This window comes from Pedobacter borealis DSM 19626, assembly GCF_000708285.2.
GTDB classification, from domain to species: Bacteria; Bacteroidota; Bacteroidia; order Sphingobacteriales; family Sphingobacteriaceae; genus Pedobacter; species Pedobacter borealis.
In genome coordinates, this window is the sequence record NZ_JAUG01000035.1 from 26,973 (window position 1) to 43,105 (window position 16,133).

Sequence of the window (16,133 nt, forward strand, 5' to 3'; positions counted from 1 at the left end):
ATATACTTTTTTAGAAGGTAATGTTTGCGCCAACATTGATCACACGCTGTTGTGGATAATACTGTCCTGAATTACTTGGGGTTTCTGGATCAAAGGATGGCCCGAAGCGATCGATAGAAAATAGGTTTGTTCCGCTGATATAAAGTCTTACATTTTGCATTTTTATCTTTTCAATCCATGTTTTTGAAAAGGTATAACCCAGCTCCATGTTCTTTAACCTTACAAAAGCCGCATTCCGCAACCACAGATCCGATTCAAGGGTATTTACGCCGAATGTTCTGCCTGTTGGTCCGCTAAAGTTTCTTGGGTATTTATTATCGCCTGGGTTTTGCCATCTTTCTTCAAAAAATTCCTGAACCATATTTAAACCCGCTGGCGCCAGGTAAGATTTGGCCCTTGCCTGTCCCTGAAAGAAAACCGTAAAATCTATGTTTTTCCAGCTTGCGCCAAGAGAAGTACCAAACATAATTTCTGGTGTACGGGTAAGTGGTGTTCTCACTTTATCCAAATCATTAATTGCACCATCATTGTTTATATCCTTATACCTGATATCGCCAATACCCGTACCGGCCGGATGCGGCGTATTGTTAATTTCCTGTTGATTTTGATAAATACCATCACTCTGGTACAGGAACCACGAATCAATCGGGATATTGGTTTTGCGTTGATAATCTGGAATATTCGCGGCTTCATCCATAAAGATTACCTTGTTCCTTGCGAAAGTGATATTGCCCCTAACGTTGTATTTAAAAGAATCGCCAATAGTGTTGTGGTATAAAACCTCCATTTCTATACCACGGTTTAATACTTTCCCAAGGTTTTCGTTTGGCAGCGTTAAGCCAGTATATCCGGGAACAGATTCACTTCTGGTGATTAGAATATTAGAGCGCAGCGATCTGAATACATCGATATTAACACCTAACTTTCCTTTAAAAAACTGCGTTTCCAAACCAATATCGGTAGTATTGGCCAGCTCCCAGGTAATGTTTGGATTTGGGGTTGGCCCTAATACCAGCGAAGAAACCTGCGAGGCGCCAGAACCCAAAGAATAGCCATAGCCGCTACCAAGCAAATAAGTTTGCAGGTAATTGAATGCAGAAACAGCATCATTACCAGTCTTACCCCATGATACCCTCAATTTCAACTCGTTGATCACATCCGATTTGAAGAAATCTTCCTGCGAAATACGCCATCCTGCAGATACTCCCGGGAAAAAACCATAACGTTTTCCTTGTGGAAAATTCTGAGAGCCATCATAACGCATGGTATAATCTAACAGGTACTTACCTTTATAATTGTAAGAAAAACGGCTGATGTAATTCACACGTGCGGCCTTTGCAGCACTCGAATTGTTCTGCTGACCGATGAGGCTACCTGCAAAAAGCTGATCTAAACTATTGCTCAGGAAATTTGACCTGTTCGCATTAATGATATCAGTATTTCCTTTAAAGCTTTCGAAAGCAACAAAGGTATCAAAAGTATGATCGCTGATTGTTTTTGAGTACCCTAGTTTTAGGTTTAATAAACCTTGATTAATATCGCCGCGTTGCTCAAATAATGAAGGCGTAATCGAAGAAACCACCTGGGTGTATCCCTTTGTTGCAGGATTATAACGGTATGCTGGAGGTGGAGTCTTGGTAAACGATTTTGTTTTCGATATAGTTTTGTCAAACGCGTAATATCCATCCACGAAAAGTCCTTTGGTCACCTTATCCAGCTTCCAGCTAAAAGATGCCTTAGTTTGCAGATAATCAGTGGTGAATTTTTGGTACCCAGCCTCTCCGGAAGTAATATAAACCATACTGTTATCCGGACCGCCTCCAATACCCACACCAACAAGATCATTGTCGTATATTGGGGTAAGGTAAGGATAAGCTAGCCACAACTCTCTAAAAATTCCACCAGCATCATAGCCACGTTTGGCTGCATTGCGAAATTCGTTGCGATAACTCACATCTACACCCATTTTAAAATTATCGGTCACATTCACATCTACATTTGCCCTCGCCTGGTCTTGTGTATAATAAGCGGCATCGCGTTTATAGATACCATCTTGTTTCTGGTGCTGACCTGAGAAGAAATAACTCACTTTATCCGTTCCGCCGCTAAGCGAAAGAATGTGGTTTTGCTGTAATGCACGTTTTTTCATTATCGCATCCCACCAGTTGCTGCTTGGATACCCGAGCGGGTCAGATCCGTTTCGGAATTTTTCAATATCTTCTGCTTTCCATGTTAATTGCTGACCAACTAAATCATCGTATTCATTTGTAGCCTGTGCATACTGATAAGAATTCAACATTTCTGGTACACGCGTAGACTGGGTTGTAGCCCAGTTGGTTCCAAGCGAAAATACTGGCTGACCAGATTTACCTCTTTTTGTGGTAATGAGGATAACACCATTTGCCGATCGTGCACCATAAATTGCAGCACTTGCATCTTTGATCACCGTAAAAGATTCGATATCAGCTGGATTTAACCTGGCAAAACCGCCTGATCTGTCTGGAATCCCATCAATTACGACCAGGGCGCCCGTACTCCCTAAAGTACTTTTTCCACGAACAAATACATCGGCATTATCATTGCCTGGCTCACCGCTTCTGGTATTTACAATAAGGCCAGGAACCTGGCCGGCAATAGAATTGGTAAGATTGGTTGAAGGAGATTTTGCCAGTTCAGCGCCACTGATTGTGGCAACTGCACCTGTTAAATTTGCCCGCTTCTTGGTACCATAACCTACCACCACTACGTCATTTAAGCCAGAACCTGCTGTTTCTGCCAGCTGTACCTCAATGTTGGTTTTATCACCTACAGTAATTTCCTGATCGGTATAACCCACATAACTAAATATTAAAATGGCATGAGATGGAACGCTTAATTTAAATCGTCCATCGGTATCTGTTTTTGTGCCTTGCTGGGTCCCTTTTACCCTAACCGAAGCCCCCGGCAATCCCAGTCCATTGTCTGTTACCCTACCCGAAACCATTTGCTGAGCAAACGAGGGGACACAAACTGCAAAAAAGAGCAGTAATAAAATAAGCTTTTTCCAGAGCAGATCGGGATAGCCTAACTTTTGAAAAGTAAGTTTTAAGTTCATATTTGGTTTATTTTGGTTGGAAATAAAAAGATAAATTAGTTAATCTAGTCTATTCTGTTCTATTATTGATGTAAATATAAACGATCTTTTATTAGAATTGCAAAACTTATTTTCGTCTTTTGTAAAAAAACATGTTCAGCACTTGGCTGCCCTAACAAAAAACAAGCAATTTTGTGCCTTTATTGTTACATAACCTGTCTTTACAATTCAACAGGAGCCAAAATGAGATACGGAATATTTTTTTCGATTGTTGATTAACTGAATTTTATTACCTTGTAATCGAAAGGCGAACAAGAATTCCAAACCTATAGACTAGTGTAGCCCAATCTACTTTATGATAACTATTTTCGAAAAAATACGGGAACTAGAAGAAATACCCTCCTATTCAAAACATGAGCAGTTTGTTCAGGGCTTTATTAATGCTATTGATCAAAGGATTATTTCTAAAGGAGAAGCGCTTCCTTCTATCAATGTGTTGATTAAAGAACTTGGTTTTGCCCGCGAAACGGTAATGAAAGGTTATCGTGAGTTGATTAGCCGTGGCATAGTGGAATCGAAAAAGCGTTTAGGGTATTTTGTGGCTAACGACGATACCGAACAAACCTTAAAAGTGGCATTGCTCATGTATTTGATCGACTCTTTCCAGGAGCAGTTTTACCGTAATTTCAGGAATGAGCTTGGCCCAAATGTGCATATCGATGTTTTTTTTCATCACGGCAATATCACCATCTTCGAAACGATGCTGGATATGATCAAAGGAAAGTATGGGGTTTATGTAATTTCGCCAATTCCACACCCTAAAACTAAACACCTGTTAGATAGCCTGCCGAGCAACAAACTCATCATGTTCGACCGATACGAAGCCTTAAAAGGTGAATTTAATTATGTAACGCAGGAATTTGAGCAATCTACCTACCAGGTTTTGGCCGAACTTGCCGATACCATAAAAAAGTTCGATGAAATGATTTTCTTTCATGTTCCCGGTTCGTTAGATCCTGTCGAAATTATCAGGGCCTTTAAAAAGTTTACAAAAGATTTTGCCGTAAATACCCGTATAATAAATGAATATGAGCCTGGAAGTGTAGAAAAAGGCAAGGTTTACTTTACACTCAACAATTCCGAAATCTGGAAAATCCTGAAGGACTGCGAAGCAAAGCAACTTCAGGTAGGAAAAGATATCGGAATCCTTTCGCATAACGATGAGGTTGTAAAAGAACTTATAGGTGGAGGCATTACCACTTATTCGGCCGATTTTTCGTTAATGGGCAAAAAAGTTGCACAGGCGGTGCTGAAAAAAGAAAAAATCCAGGAAATTATTCCAACGGTACTCATCAGAAGAAATTCTTTATAAGCTAAAGCACATGAATACTACGGCTATCATTACTTTTATAGTGGTAACCTTTCTGGTTGCATTGATTTCCTGGATCAAAACCCGAAAGCATAAAATCACGACTTCGGCCGGGCTTTTTCTGGCCAATCGCACCTTAAGTTTTACTGCTGTGGGCAGTGCATTATTTTTTACCAACATCAGCGCCGCCGAATTTGTAGGCAGCAGCGAATCGGTATACATCAACAATATGACGGTAATGGCCTGGGGCGTAAGTTCTGTATTTGCCATGTTGTTGGTTTCAGAATTTGTAATCCCGGTTTATTTAAAGGGCGCCATGTCTACCACCCCCGATTTTCTGGAAAGCCGGTACGATCCGCAAACCAAAAAACTCGTATCCTTACTTTTTCTGATCAGCTACCTCGTTAACCTCTTGCCAATTGTATTGTATAGTGGTGCAGTTGCGCTAAATGGCCTGTTTCATTTTTCTGATAGCTGGAACATCAGTTATGGCAGCAGCATCTGGATTTTGGTTTGGTGCATCGGGCTTGTGGGCAGTTTATATTCTATATTGGGCGGCTTAAAAGCCATTGTTATTTCTGATCTTGTATTGGGTGCCTGTATGTTTACCGGTGCATTGTTACTTGCTTATTTTGGGGTGAGGCATGTAGGAAATGGAGATCTGCAACAGGGTATGCATACTATTCTTACCTCAAAAACCGAACACTTTAATTCAATAGGAAAAACAGGTGATGCCATTCCATTTTCGACCATTTTTACCGGTATGATTTTAATGAACCTCTTTTATTGGGGTACGGAACAGGTAATTGTGCAACAGGCATTGGCTTCTTCTGATCTTAAAACCAGCCAGAAGGGAATTGCACTGGCCTGTGCGGGCAAACTTCTTGGGCCCTTATTATTTATGTTACCAGGGATTATTGCTGTTCATATGTACAGCAATATGCAGAATACCACTGAAGTTTTTTCGAGGGTGGTAAGCGATGTATCACCTCCCGTACTCAGCGGTTTTATTGCTGCTGTTATTTTTGGTGCGGCTATTACCTCATTTTCTCCTGGACTGAACAGCGCAAGCACCTTGTTTATCCTCAATATTTATAAGCCAGCCAAAGAAAAGAAAGGTATTGTGGTTACCGAGGCCAAGATGTTAAAAAGCTCGAAAAGATTTGAAATGTTTGCTTCTTTATTGGCCATGTTCATTGCGCCCTTATTTATATTTTCTAATGATAGCTTTTATACCTTCATGCAAAAGATAAATGCAGCATTCAGTATCCCCATCTTTACCATTATGTTTGTTGGCTTTGCAACCAAAAAAGCTCCGCCAATTGCGGCAAAAATAGGCTTGGGATTTTGCTTTGTAGCCTACATACTTACGCAAATGGTATTTGATACCGGCATCCACTTCCTGCATGTACTGGCTATTCTTTTTGTTGTTACCACCGCCATTATGCTCATTATTGGAAGATTATACCCATTAGAAACTGCCTATGTAGCCCAGAACAAACAGGTTGTTGATTTAAAGCCCTGGAAAAACCGTTATTGGGTTAATGGACTCTTATTGTTGATTATGGTTTTATTGTTTTTATTGTTCTCCCCTACATTCCTCGCTAATTGATGATTTAAGCCCTCGCATATTTTCGTTTGTATTCCATAGGCGATAGCCCCGTAATGCGTTTAAAGATTTTCCTGAATGCTTTCAAATCGTTATAGCCTGTATCTTCCATAATAAATGGCAGATCTTTATGGTTCATTTCGATGGCTTTTTTTGCTGATTCTATTCGTACCCTTTGCAGATATTCGAATGGTCTATTATGGGTAGCGGCCTTAAACCGACGGATAAAATTACGCTTACTCATATTAACCAGACTGGATACCTCGTCCATCGTGATTTCGTTCTGGTAGTTTTCTTCAATATACTGCTGGGCTTTCAAAATGTCTTTATCATCATGCTGATGCTGGCCTGTAAATACCTTAAAATGCGCCTGGCTGGTTCTGTCCATTTCAATGGCAAACATTTTACTGATCCATAAAGCAGCTTCTCGACCGCAAAATTTCTCGATCAGGTACAGAATTAGTTTAAGAGAAGAGAATGCTCCGCCACTGGTATAAACCCCGTCCTGATCGGTGGTTACCAAATCGCTTTTCATTCTTATTTTAGGGTAACGTTTTTGCATATCGGCTGCTACAGCCCAGTGTGAGGTTACTTCTTTACCATCAAGCAAACCCGCCTCAGCCAAAAAATAGCTACCTACGCACAAACTGGCCACTTCTGTCCGACTGGCGTACATTTCTTTAATCCATTTGATAGCCGCTTGGTTTCGGCCCAACACGCCCTCGTTACCAACACTAAATGATGGAATAATAATCAGATCAGTTTGTTGTACATCTTTATAATTTAACTGCTGAATATTGGCGTTGTTAAAGTGAAAGGGAATTTCGTGATCTTTCTCTGCAACCAAACTTAGCGCAAATACAGGCTTTTTACCAGCACGCTCCATATAACGGTTGGCGCCACTCAATAAATCTACTACTCCGGTAACCGAGGAAGGAACAGCCTCGTCGAAAATATAAAGGCAAACATTTAACATGCTTAATAGTTATTTTAATATAACTAAATTAGGTATTTTATTTGTCACTTTCATACCCTTAAGTTGTCATTTATGCCACCTAAATGATATCGATAATCTACAGAGATTTGTAAACAGCTAAAGTAACAGAAACAATGGGCAAATTAAATGTATTCAATTTTATCAGTCTGGATGGCTATTATAAAGATGCCAACAATGGTATCGACTGGCATCAACATGGCCAGGAAGAGGGCGAGTTCAGCGCAAAAAACCTGGAGCACGATAGCATTCTGCTCTTCGGCCGGATAACTTATGAAATGATGGCATCGTGGTGGCCATCGCAAAATGCTATTGAAGCAATGCCCGAAGTAGCAAAGGGCATGAACCAGGCTGAAAAGATTGTGTGTAGCAATACTTTGCAGCATACCACCTGGCAAAATACTCGGATAATGAGCGGAGATATATTGACTCAAATAACTGAGCTGAAGAAAACATTGCCAAAAGACATTACCATTTTAGGCAGCGGAAATCTGAGTACACAACTGGCCGAAGCAGGTTTAATTGACACCTATCAATTAATGATCGATCCTGTAGCCATTGGCAAGGGAACTTCCGTTTTTAGCGGTATGCAAAGACAGTTAAATTTGAAATTAACTGATACCCGAAGCTTTAAAAGTGGCACCGTATTATTGAGTTATGAGGCCTATAATTAAGAATCAATACCTAAATACTATAATGATGAAAACAAAAATCTGGGCCAATTTAGGCGTTGAAAATGTAGAGAAAAGCAGAGCATTTTACACCAAACTCGGTTTCGAAAAAAATGCAGGACGCGAGAGCGATGAACTGGCCAGCTTTTTATTTGGAGAAGATAATTTTGTGATACACTTTTTCAAAGAAGATAGTTTAAAAAAGGGCATGAAAGGCGAGTTAGCCGATTTGAGCAAGGGCAATGAAGTTATATTTACCATTTCGGCTGAAACAAAAGCGGAAGTAGATGAGTGGGCGGTAAAAGTAAAAGATGCGGGCGGTTCTGTATTCTCACCACCAGAAGAGTTTCAAGGCATGTATGGCTGCGCATTTGCCGACCCAGATGGGCATAAGTTTAATATATTGAAATGGAAGTGAGCATACAAACGGCCTGCGATAATACAGGCCGCTTTTTTTTAGTTAATCTGCTGTTTTTTCTCTTCTATGGCCAGAAGTAATTGATCATAAGGTTTATTAAATTTCTCGATGCCTTCCTTTTCTAATTGATTAGCTAAGCTGTTTAAATCTATTCCAATCTCTTTAAGCTGTTCCAGAACCTGCTCTGCTTTGTCTATATCACGTTCCAAACGGTTTTCAGGTCGACCATGATCACGATAGGCCTCCAATGTTTCTGTTGGAACGGTATTGATCGTATCCTTTCCAATCAGTGCCTCTATATATTTGGTATCTGGAAATGAAGGATCTTTCGTTGCTGTACTTGCCCATAAAAGCCGTTGTGGTTTTGCGCCCATAGCCTGAAGTTTCTGAAAGCGTTCTCCAGCGAAAATACGTTTATAAATCTGGTAGGCTTTTTTGGCACAGGCAATAGCAACCTTACCCTTCATTTGCGTTAGGCCTTTGGTCTCCAATATTGGATCAACGAGTACATCTATCCTACTGAGAAAAAAGCTGGCTACAGAGGCAATATGATCAATGGGCTGACCTGCTGCTACGCGGTCTTCCAAACCAGAAAGGTAAGCTTCTGCCACCTGTTCATACCTATCTAATGCAAAAAGCAATGTAATATTAATGTTTAATCCTTCACTAATAGCTCTGCGGATTGCGAGTAGGCCTTCAACTGTTGCCGGTATTTTGATCATTACATTTTTCCTATCTACTCTTCTCCACAATTCTACCGCCTGCTTAATCGTTCCATTGGTATCGTGGGCCAGGCGGGGCGAAACTTCAAGGCTAACATATCCATCTTCGCCCCTGTCAAACAAAGGTTTAAACAGATCTGCTGCATTTTGGATATCGCTAATGGCTAACCAATAGAAGATTGCTTCGTTATCTGGGTAATTATAGGCAAGTGTTTTAATCTGCTCATCATAGTCTGAACTGCTGCTGATTGCTTTTTCGAAAATGGCGGGATTGGAAGTCATCCCCTGAAGACCATCTTGCTCAATCAGTTTTGCTAAACCACCTGAAGTGATAAGCTTACGGTCTAGAAAATCCAGCCAGATACTTTGGCCAAATTCACGCAGTTGTTTTATATTATTCGTTTCCATGGCACTGTTTTTATTTTTAAACGATTACATTTTTTAGATAAGTTTTATTCCTTTCAAATAATTTAAGGCCTGAGATGAGGTATTACGCCTATAAAGACCATATATTCTGAAAGCGTAATTGGATAACCAAGATATTCTGGTTAGGCGGAGATGTATGATTTTAATAAAACAAAATAGAAAACCGAACTGTTTTAAAAATCAATTGAAAACAACTTTAAATAAATAATTTCGCCAAAAATGAGGATACATAGGTTTTAAGAAAATTAAATAAAATCTCAGTCACCATGGAAAAGAAAGTTAAGAAACCGCACAATAGCGATATCGATAAGGCATTGGCCAAGGTAGCTAGCGTAAATTTTAAAAACCCAAAGACGCAGGAACCACTTGCTGAAAAAGATGAGCTAAAAGAGGCAGAAGAAAGCTTACGAAAAAGGTTAGGCAAAAAATAGCTTCTTACCTTGAACAGCTTATAAAGCTACATTATTGCTATACACTACATTATCAGCTATGCAGTTATCAATGTGTTTCTTTAAACAATAACAAGGGAATATGTGTATGATAGGCCAGTCTTTTAGTGAGGCTTTGGTGAAACAGGCTTTCAAAAAAACTATGATGCTTCGGAACGGCAATTATCAGTTGTAATCTGTTTTCGGCTGCGAACAAAGCAATACCATCTGCTATATTGTGATGCCGAATTCGATGATAGGTTATATTTTCTGTTCCAAGGTGGGCTCTTAGACTATTTTCCTCGATATTGAGTTCAGTGCTGTGTTCATCATCTCTTTCTACATTTAAGACAAACAACCTGGGCTGGATTGTACCTGCAAAGCTTTTAATTGCACCAATAGGTAAAGCACTTGTTGTTTCTTTTAAATCACAGGCCAAAAGAATCCTTTCAATTTTATGGAATCTTGCTCCTTCCGGAACAATCAATAAAGGAACTTTTATTGCTTTGGCTACATTAACGGTATTGCTACCTATTAAGGCCTGTTCTAATCTGCTTTTACCGGTCATCCCCATTACAACCAGATCAACCGCATGTTCTTCATCAAAATCATTAACTATGGTAGCTAACGAACGCTTGTCTACAAAAATCTCAACAAGTGCCTGAGAAACCTCGGCACTGAACTGTTCTTTAAGTAATGCCAGCTTTCTTGCATGTTCCTGCTCTTCATGCGCTGCCTGTATTGCACTTTCCATTGGAATATCTGCTGCTGCAGGAATATAATCAGAATAACATAAGATAATGCGTAAGGCATTGATTTGTCCGGCCAATCCTAGCGCATAATCAGCGGCATCTGATGCGGCTGCTGAGAAGTCGGTTAGCACAAGTATAGTTTTCATCTCCGAATCTATAGTTGCTGCCCCTTTCATATCTATATTGGTTTGTTCTGTCGTTTTCATAAAATTTTTGTTTAAGGTTTACAATAAATGTGTTTTATCACGTAGCGTTCCAAATAACCTGTCACATAACATATTTTAAATATTTAGATGGAACGTAGACCTGTATAGTAAAGCGCATAAATTATCCAGGGCCTTGTTGGCTTTACTAATCGTCTTTAAACAGTAATAAAGGTAAATGGGTAGTATAAGTGAGCTTCTTCGTAATGCTGGAGTGAAATATACTTTCAAAAAAACCATATACTTTTGGAACGGTAACAATCAGATCGGCTTGATATTTTTCTGCAAACATCACAATACCATGTGCGGTATTTTCATCATCTATATAGTGATATTCAGGTTCTTCTCTGTCCCAAAGCTGATGCAGTGCCGTCATTTCTTTAATTCTATCGGGATTGAAATGCGTCTCATCCTGATCGACATTTAAAATGAGTAATTTTGCACCGATGGCGTTAACAAAGGTTCTTATGGCATAAATCGGGGTGGATTCTGAGATATTTTTCAGGTCGCAAGCGAAAACAATCTGTTTGATAGGCTTAAAAGTAATTTGTGGAGGAACCATAAGCAATGGTACCTTACAATGTTTCGCTAAACTAAGTGTATTGCTACCCACTAAAATTCGTTCCAGATTATTTTTTCCTGTAGTACTGGTTATAACCAAACCGATATTAAGCTTAACGCCCATTTCGTCTACCGCAGCTATTAGTGGACTTTCATCGTTGTAGATTTCTATTATGGTGTGCGTTGATATAATATTTTCGAGCTCTTTTTTAATTTTTCTGGTTTTTTCTAAACTTTCTTCAGGATGCTCATCATATTGCCATGGTACCGGTGCATATGGTGTAGAGGGTATATCAAGTGCTGCATATGAATGATATAATGCCAGGTTATTAATCCTTAGCTGATTGGATAAAGCAGCTGCATACTTGGCCGCGTTGATGGAGGCATCAGAAAAATCTGTTGTCACAAGAATATTTTTTATCTGATAGATTTCTTTAATCTTAAGGTCGATGGCATGCCCGAGGCCCTTTAACTCCTGATCGGATAAATCATTTGTACCACGTTCAGTTATTTCCCAATCTCCGTTTACGAGTTGTGTTAATATGACCGGTTCAGTATCTTGTCCTGCCAGTTCAACTTTAAATTGGCCATGCCTATGGTTTGGGATAACCCTGGCATTCAAATCCAAAATATCTGTTCTGAATTTGACAGAAAATTCTTTCATGATCCTATCTCCTTATTTTAGTGATCGAAAATCATTTAAGGGAGCCCAGTCAGATGTTTATTTATATAAAACAAATCTTATTCTAAATTTGTTTAAAAGAATACGAATTTAATTATCTTATACTACCAGACAATAAAAACCCCTCCAAATTACTTTAGAGGGGTTTAAGCCATGAGATTAGTTGGAGTTATGTCTTTCAAAAAAAATATAATTCCTTTAATTAAGCATCTGGTATTTCTGGTTCGACCAGCTTAGCTAACTTTTCGAGCGATTCCTGCCAACCCAGGTAGCACATCTCTACAGGGATAGCTGAGGGAATTCCTTCCTGAGTAATTTTAATTTCGGTACCCACTAAAGTCTTTTTCAACCAAACTGAAGTAATCATTTCACCAGGCAGGTTTGGATCATCAAACTGATCGGTATACTTTAAAAACTCATTTGGTGTTACTTCAAGGTATTTTCCGCCGAATGAATGACCATTGGAGGTAGAAAAATTATGAAACGACATTTTAAAAGAGCCTCCTAAGGCTACTGTCATTTCGTGAACAGTACAAAGAAAGCCGTATGGAGGTAACCATGAAGCGATTGCCAAAGGTTCGGTGAATGCACGATATACTTTTTCTGGCGATGCTTTTAAAACTCTGTGCAATGAAACGGTGTTGTTCGACATAAAATCATTTTTTAATTTCCTACTCTTAAGGCTTTTCGGTTTCGCCCGTTTTTGGAATGGTAGCTGCTCCATTAATTTGTCTTTTTTTAATATTAATTCCTGACTATACAAAGATGGCATGTAAATTCGAGTTTCCCAGTGGTGATATGCGACAATATTGAAGGGGCTTTACGGCCTAACTTATCCTGCACCACACTATATGGTCACTTAAAAACTTAGCTGTTTATTCCAGGTGAACTAACCATTTTTTTGATGTAATAAACAAAAGTTTCACTTCCCCGAATTATTGTTATTAAAATCAGGTACGATAGTTAACTTTGCATACTACTCCCCTATTAAAAATGACAAAATGGATTACCCGTGAACATCCAAAAATTGACCGGATTGCCTGCCCTTGGCTAATCAGGCGTTTTATCGATCCCGATGCAGAAATTATTTATGTCCCCTCAGATCAGGTGATGATTAAAGCCAGGGAATTAGGGGCCATACCATTCGACATGCCAGATGTAGAATATACGCATTACAATGATCAATGCACTTTTGATTATTTCATCAAAAAACACCAGTTAAAGGATACCGCTCTTGACCGCATTGCGGCTATCGTTCGCGGAGCAGATACTGATCGCCATGACTTCGCACCACAGGCAGCAGGGCTAGAAGCTGTATTTTCGGGTTTAGCTTACCACAGTCCAAATGATCAGGAGTTACTGGCTTTAGGTATGCAGATTTATGATGGCCTGTATAGTTGGGCAAAACACCTTTACCACAAAACACATACACAGGCCGGACCAGTTGAACAAATGTTACTGGACATATACACCAGGTACCTTCGGGAAAATAAAGGAAAGAAAGCACCGGCCTGGGCGAATGAATTACGGGAAATGATACAGGATCAGATGGATACGAATATGTCTTTGAGTCTCCAGCAGGCCTCAGATGAATTGGAAATTAATCCAGCCTATTTATCCCGCGAGTTTTCCAAGTATTTTGATAATCTGTCTTTTGGAGATTATATACGGAAGATGAGGATTGAAAAGGCTATGCTATTGATAGAAACAACAACATACTCATTAACCGAGATTGCCTATCTTACCGGATTTTCAGACCAGAGCCACTTTAATAGAATCTTTAAGAAACAGACCGGAGAAAACCCGTCGTTTTACAGAAAAAAACACCAAAAAGGTAAAACGGATACAAATAGTTAAATCCGTACAATTATAGTGCCTTACGAATAAGCATTATTGTAATAAAATACAATTTGCTGATGAAAGAACAAACAGATAAAGCCAAACCGCTATACTCACTTGCCGAAATCGCAACGTATTTCCTAAAATTGGGTACTTGGGGCTTTGGCGGTCCTGTTGCGCTGGTAGGTTATATGCAGCGTGATCTGGTTGAGCAGAAAGGCTGGCTGAGCGAGGAAGAATATAAAGAAGGGCTAGCGCTTGCGCAACTGGCGCCCGGGCCCCTTGCTGCGCAGTTAGGTATCTATATCGGCTTTGTACACTATGGCTTAATTGGCGCTACTTTAACAGGTTTAGCCTTTGTACTGCCATCCTTCATCATGGTGGTTTTGCTTGGTATGGCCTACCAGCAATATGGTGGGCTGGCATGGATGCAAGCAGTATTTTATGGTGTAGGTGCTGCCGTAATCGGTATCATTACCATGAGTGCTTATAAACTTACCATTAAATCAATCAGCAAATTGGAACTTGCTGCCATCAAATCCAAATGGCTTTTATGGGTGTTCTATATCATTGGAATCGTGATCACCGTTGTTACCGAAAAAGAGGAAATTTTACTTTTTCTTGCTTGCGGCATCCTGTATATGCTCATTAAGGCCCCACCTCAATGGATTAAAAAGCCTTCAACTCTCCACGCAGGAATATTGTTCAGTACTGGTTTTTGGCACTATGACAGCAAGACCTTACAAGATATTGGCTGGTTTTTCGTGAAGGCAGGAGCATTTGTATTTGGTAGCGGACTGGCCATTGTACCTTTCCTGCATGGAGGCGTAGTAAAGGAATTTGGTTGGTTAACGGAGGCTCAGTTCGTAGATTCGGTGGCAGTTGCCATGATCACTCCTGGGCCCGTAGTAATTACAGTAGGATTTATCGGTTATCTTGTCGCAGGGTTTCCAGGGGCCTGTGTTGCGGCGTTAGCTACTTTTCTGCCCTGCTACATTTTCACGGTAGCTTTAGCACCCTCTTTCAAAAAGGTTGCAAAAAATAATAGCGTTAAAACATTCGTTGAAGGAATTACTGCCGCTGTGATTGGTGCGCTCGTTGGTTCAGTAATTGTGATCGGTATGCGTTCTATAAAAGACATTCCAGCAGCATTAATCGCAGTAGCAGCTATACTTTCACTTATCTACATCAAAAAATTACAAGAGCCCTACATCATTGGTGTAGCGGCTGCGATAGGACTACTCATTAAATTCTTCTAACTTCTCATTATGCATAAAATTCCTACAAAACCGCCAATTAAGCACAGTATATTTCTACTTGTTTTCACTACGTTACTAAATTTATCAACAAAAGCGCAACAAACAGGTCAAAACCAGGCTTATCCAAAGATAACCGGTTATTTCAGCTTGCTTCACCCCATCGGTTCCTGGGATAAAAATGGATTTCACGATAACTTTTCGGATGTATATACGCTTATATTTCCATTTGGAATAAACATTTTAAAGCGTGATAAATTCGGGGTCAGTTTCGAGATTGCCCCGAGTTTCCGTACCGAACATAATATTTCTAAGGTAAGTTCAGTATTATTTCATCCGGGGGCAATGTTCAGGTTCAAACATGGCTTTACTTTTATAGGTCGTGCAGCATTTGAAACCAATGGCCGTTATGGCTTTACACCGGTTTTGAACCAGGTTGTAAAAAAAGGAAAAGATGTGAGCCTGTATCTTGCATTGCCTTTCCCTGTGAGATTCGGCAACAATTTACCAGCATCACTATCCACGGGTTTACAGGTGGGTGTTAGTTTTTAAATAAGTGACGGTACAAATAGTATTGGATGTTAAGTGAAGACTTAAGGTTTAATGCAACCCGCTTTGTAGTAGTAAAACATAAATACTCAGAAAAAAATATTGCAACTATTTGATTACATAGAATTTGTTTATATATTAGATTCATCTGATCAATACAATTAACCTAAACTAACTTAAACATGAAAAACACAAAATTTTTATCACTAACCATGGTATGCGCTTTATTTTTCTGCATATCTTCTTGTAAGAAAAACAAAACTTCTGAACAAACTGACAACAAAGCCGAAATATCAGCAAGTACTTTACAACAAATAAAAAGCTTAGGATTTAGCGTAGAGAATGCACGTAAAGTAGATAACGGTTACCTGGTTGAGGGCGACATCGTGCTAACAGATGCCAACTTAAATGAAAAGTCATTAAGTCCTAATTTAAATATTGCTGAAACCGAGCAGTACCGTACAACAAATCTTGTTAATGCACTACCACGTGTGATTACCATTTCGGTTACAAATTTACCACAGGTGTATAGTGATGCGGTTGACCTGATGATTTCAAGGTACAATTCACTGGGCCTGCGC

Annotated in this window: 15 protein-coding genes; 9 read left to right on the plus strand and 6 right to left on the minus strand. The window is 39.6% G+C overall.

Features of this window, described 5'->3' with window-relative positions; translation table 11 throughout:
- Positions 1 to 10: 10 nt before the first annotated feature.
- Positions 11 to 3,094: a SusC/RagA family TonB-linked outer membrane protein gene (locus tag AW17_RS11625; RefSeq protein WP_051691784.1), complete on the minus strand. Its 3,084-nt coding sequence runs from the start codon at positions 3,092 to 3,094 to the stop codon at positions 11 to 13.
- A 334-nt stretch (positions 3,095 to 3,428) separates the two neighbouring features.
- Here AW17_RS11625 and AW17_RS11630 point away from each other — a divergent pair, with 334 nt between their 5' ends.
- Positions 3,429 to 4,445 (plus strand): GntR family transcriptional regulator, encoded by a 1,017-nt coding sequence (locus AW17_RS11630; RefSeq protein ID WP_029276536.1) that lies wholly within the window; start codon positions 3,429 to 3,431, stop codon positions 4,443 to 4,445.
- A gap of 10 nt (positions 4,446 to 4,455) precedes the next feature.
- Positions 4,456 to 6,054, plus strand: a complete 1,599-nt coding sequence (locus AW17_RS11635; RefSeq protein WP_029276538.1) for a solute:sodium symporter family transporter — start codon at positions 4,456 to 4,458, stop codon at positions 6,052 to 6,054.
- A 4-nt stretch (positions 6,055 to 6,058) separates the two neighbouring features.
- Here AW17_RS11635 and AW17_RS11640 read toward each other — a convergent pair whose 3' ends face one another.
- On the minus strand, positions 6,059 to 7,027 hold the full coding sequence (locus AW17_RS11640; RefSeq protein WP_029276539.1) for a GlxA family transcriptional regulator: 969 nt from the start codon (positions 7,025 to 7,027) through the stop codon (positions 6,059 to 6,061).
- 134 nt (positions 7,028 to 7,161) lie between these two features.
- Here AW17_RS11640 and AW17_RS11645 point away from each other — a divergent pair, with 134 nt between their 5' ends.
- Together AW17_RS11645 and AW17_RS11650 are read left to right on the plus strand one after the other, a co-directional pair.
- Positions 7,162 to 7,719, plus strand: coding sequence for a dihydrofolate reductase family protein (locus tag AW17_RS11645; protein WP_029276540.1), 558 nt, complete (start codon positions 7,162 to 7,164; stop codon positions 7,717 to 7,719).
- A gap of 25 nt (positions 7,720 to 7,744) precedes the next feature.
- Positions 7,745 to 8,134 carry a VOC family protein gene (locus AW17_RS11650; protein WP_157280272.1) on the plus strand — a complete coding sequence of 130 codons (390 nt, stop codon included), beginning with the start codon at positions 7,745 to 7,747 and terminating at the stop codon, positions 8,132 to 8,134.
- Positions 8,135 to 8,172: 38 nt separating this feature from the next.
- Here AW17_RS11650 and tal read toward each other — a convergent pair whose 3' ends face one another.
- Positions 8,173 to 9,264 (minus strand): transaldolase, encoded by a 1,092-nt coding sequence (tal, locus tag AW17_RS11655; RefSeq protein ID WP_029276542.1) that lies wholly within the window; start codon positions 9,262 to 9,264, stop codon positions 8,173 to 8,175.
- Between the two features lie 284 nt (positions 9,265 to 9,548).
- Between tal and AW17_RS24185 the strand changes: the two genes are divergently transcribed.
- Positions 9,549 to 9,713, plus strand: coding sequence for a hypothetical protein (locus tag AW17_RS24185; protein WP_157280273.1), 165 nt, complete (start codon positions 9,549 to 9,551; stop codon positions 9,711 to 9,713).
- 67 nt (positions 9,714 to 9,780) lie between these two features.
- Here the strand turns inward: AW17_RS24185 and AW17_RS11660 are convergent, their stop codons facing one another.
- The 3 genes from AW17_RS11660 to AW17_RS11670 all read right to left on the minus strand — a co-directional run bounded on the left by AW17_RS11660 (position 9,781) and on the right by AW17_RS11670 (position 12,560).
- Positions 9,781 to 10,668: a universal stress protein gene (locus tag AW17_RS11660; RefSeq protein WP_029276545.1), complete on the minus strand. Its 888-nt coding sequence runs from the start codon at positions 10,666 to 10,668 to the stop codon at positions 9,781 to 9,783.
- A gap of 145 nt (positions 10,669 to 10,813) precedes the next feature.
- Positions 10,814 to 11,890, minus strand: a complete 1,077-nt coding sequence (locus AW17_RS11665; protein ID WP_029276547.1) for a universal stress protein — start codon at positions 11,888 to 11,890, stop codon at positions 10,814 to 10,816.
- A gap of 220 nt (positions 11,891 to 12,110) precedes the next feature.
- Positions 12,111 to 12,560, minus strand: a complete 450-nt coding sequence (locus tag AW17_RS11670; RefSeq protein ID WP_029276549.1) for an SRPBCC family protein — start codon at positions 12,558 to 12,560, stop codon at positions 12,111 to 12,113.
- A 341-nt stretch (positions 12,561 to 12,901) separates the two neighbouring features.
- Here AW17_RS11670 and AW17_RS11675 point away from each other — a divergent pair, with 341 nt between their 5' ends.
- The 4 genes from AW17_RS11675 to AW17_RS11690 all read left to right on the plus strand — a co-directional run.
- Positions 12,902 to 13,765 (plus strand): chromate resistance protein ChrB domain-containing protein, encoded by an 864-nt coding sequence (locus AW17_RS11675; protein ID WP_029276552.1) that lies wholly within the window; start codon positions 12,902 to 12,904, stop codon positions 13,763 to 13,765.
- Between the two features lie 59 nt (positions 13,766 to 13,824).
- Positions 13,825 to 15,006: a chromate transporter gene (locus AW17_RS11680; protein ID WP_029276553.1), complete on the plus strand. Its 1,182-nt coding sequence runs from the start codon at positions 13,825 to 13,827 to the stop codon at positions 15,004 to 15,006.
- A 9-nt stretch (positions 15,007 to 15,015) separates the two neighbouring features.
- Complete coding sequence (locus AW17_RS11685; protein ID WP_051691785.1) at positions 15,016 to 15,555, plus strand: hypothetical protein; 540 nt, start codon at positions 15,016 to 15,018, stop codon at positions 15,553 to 15,555.
- A gap of 179 nt (positions 15,556 to 15,734) precedes the next feature.
- Positions 15,735 to 16,133 (plus strand): M57 family metalloprotease (locus AW17_RS11690; protein ID WP_029276557.1); only part of this gene is annotated, 399 nt, incomplete at its 3' end.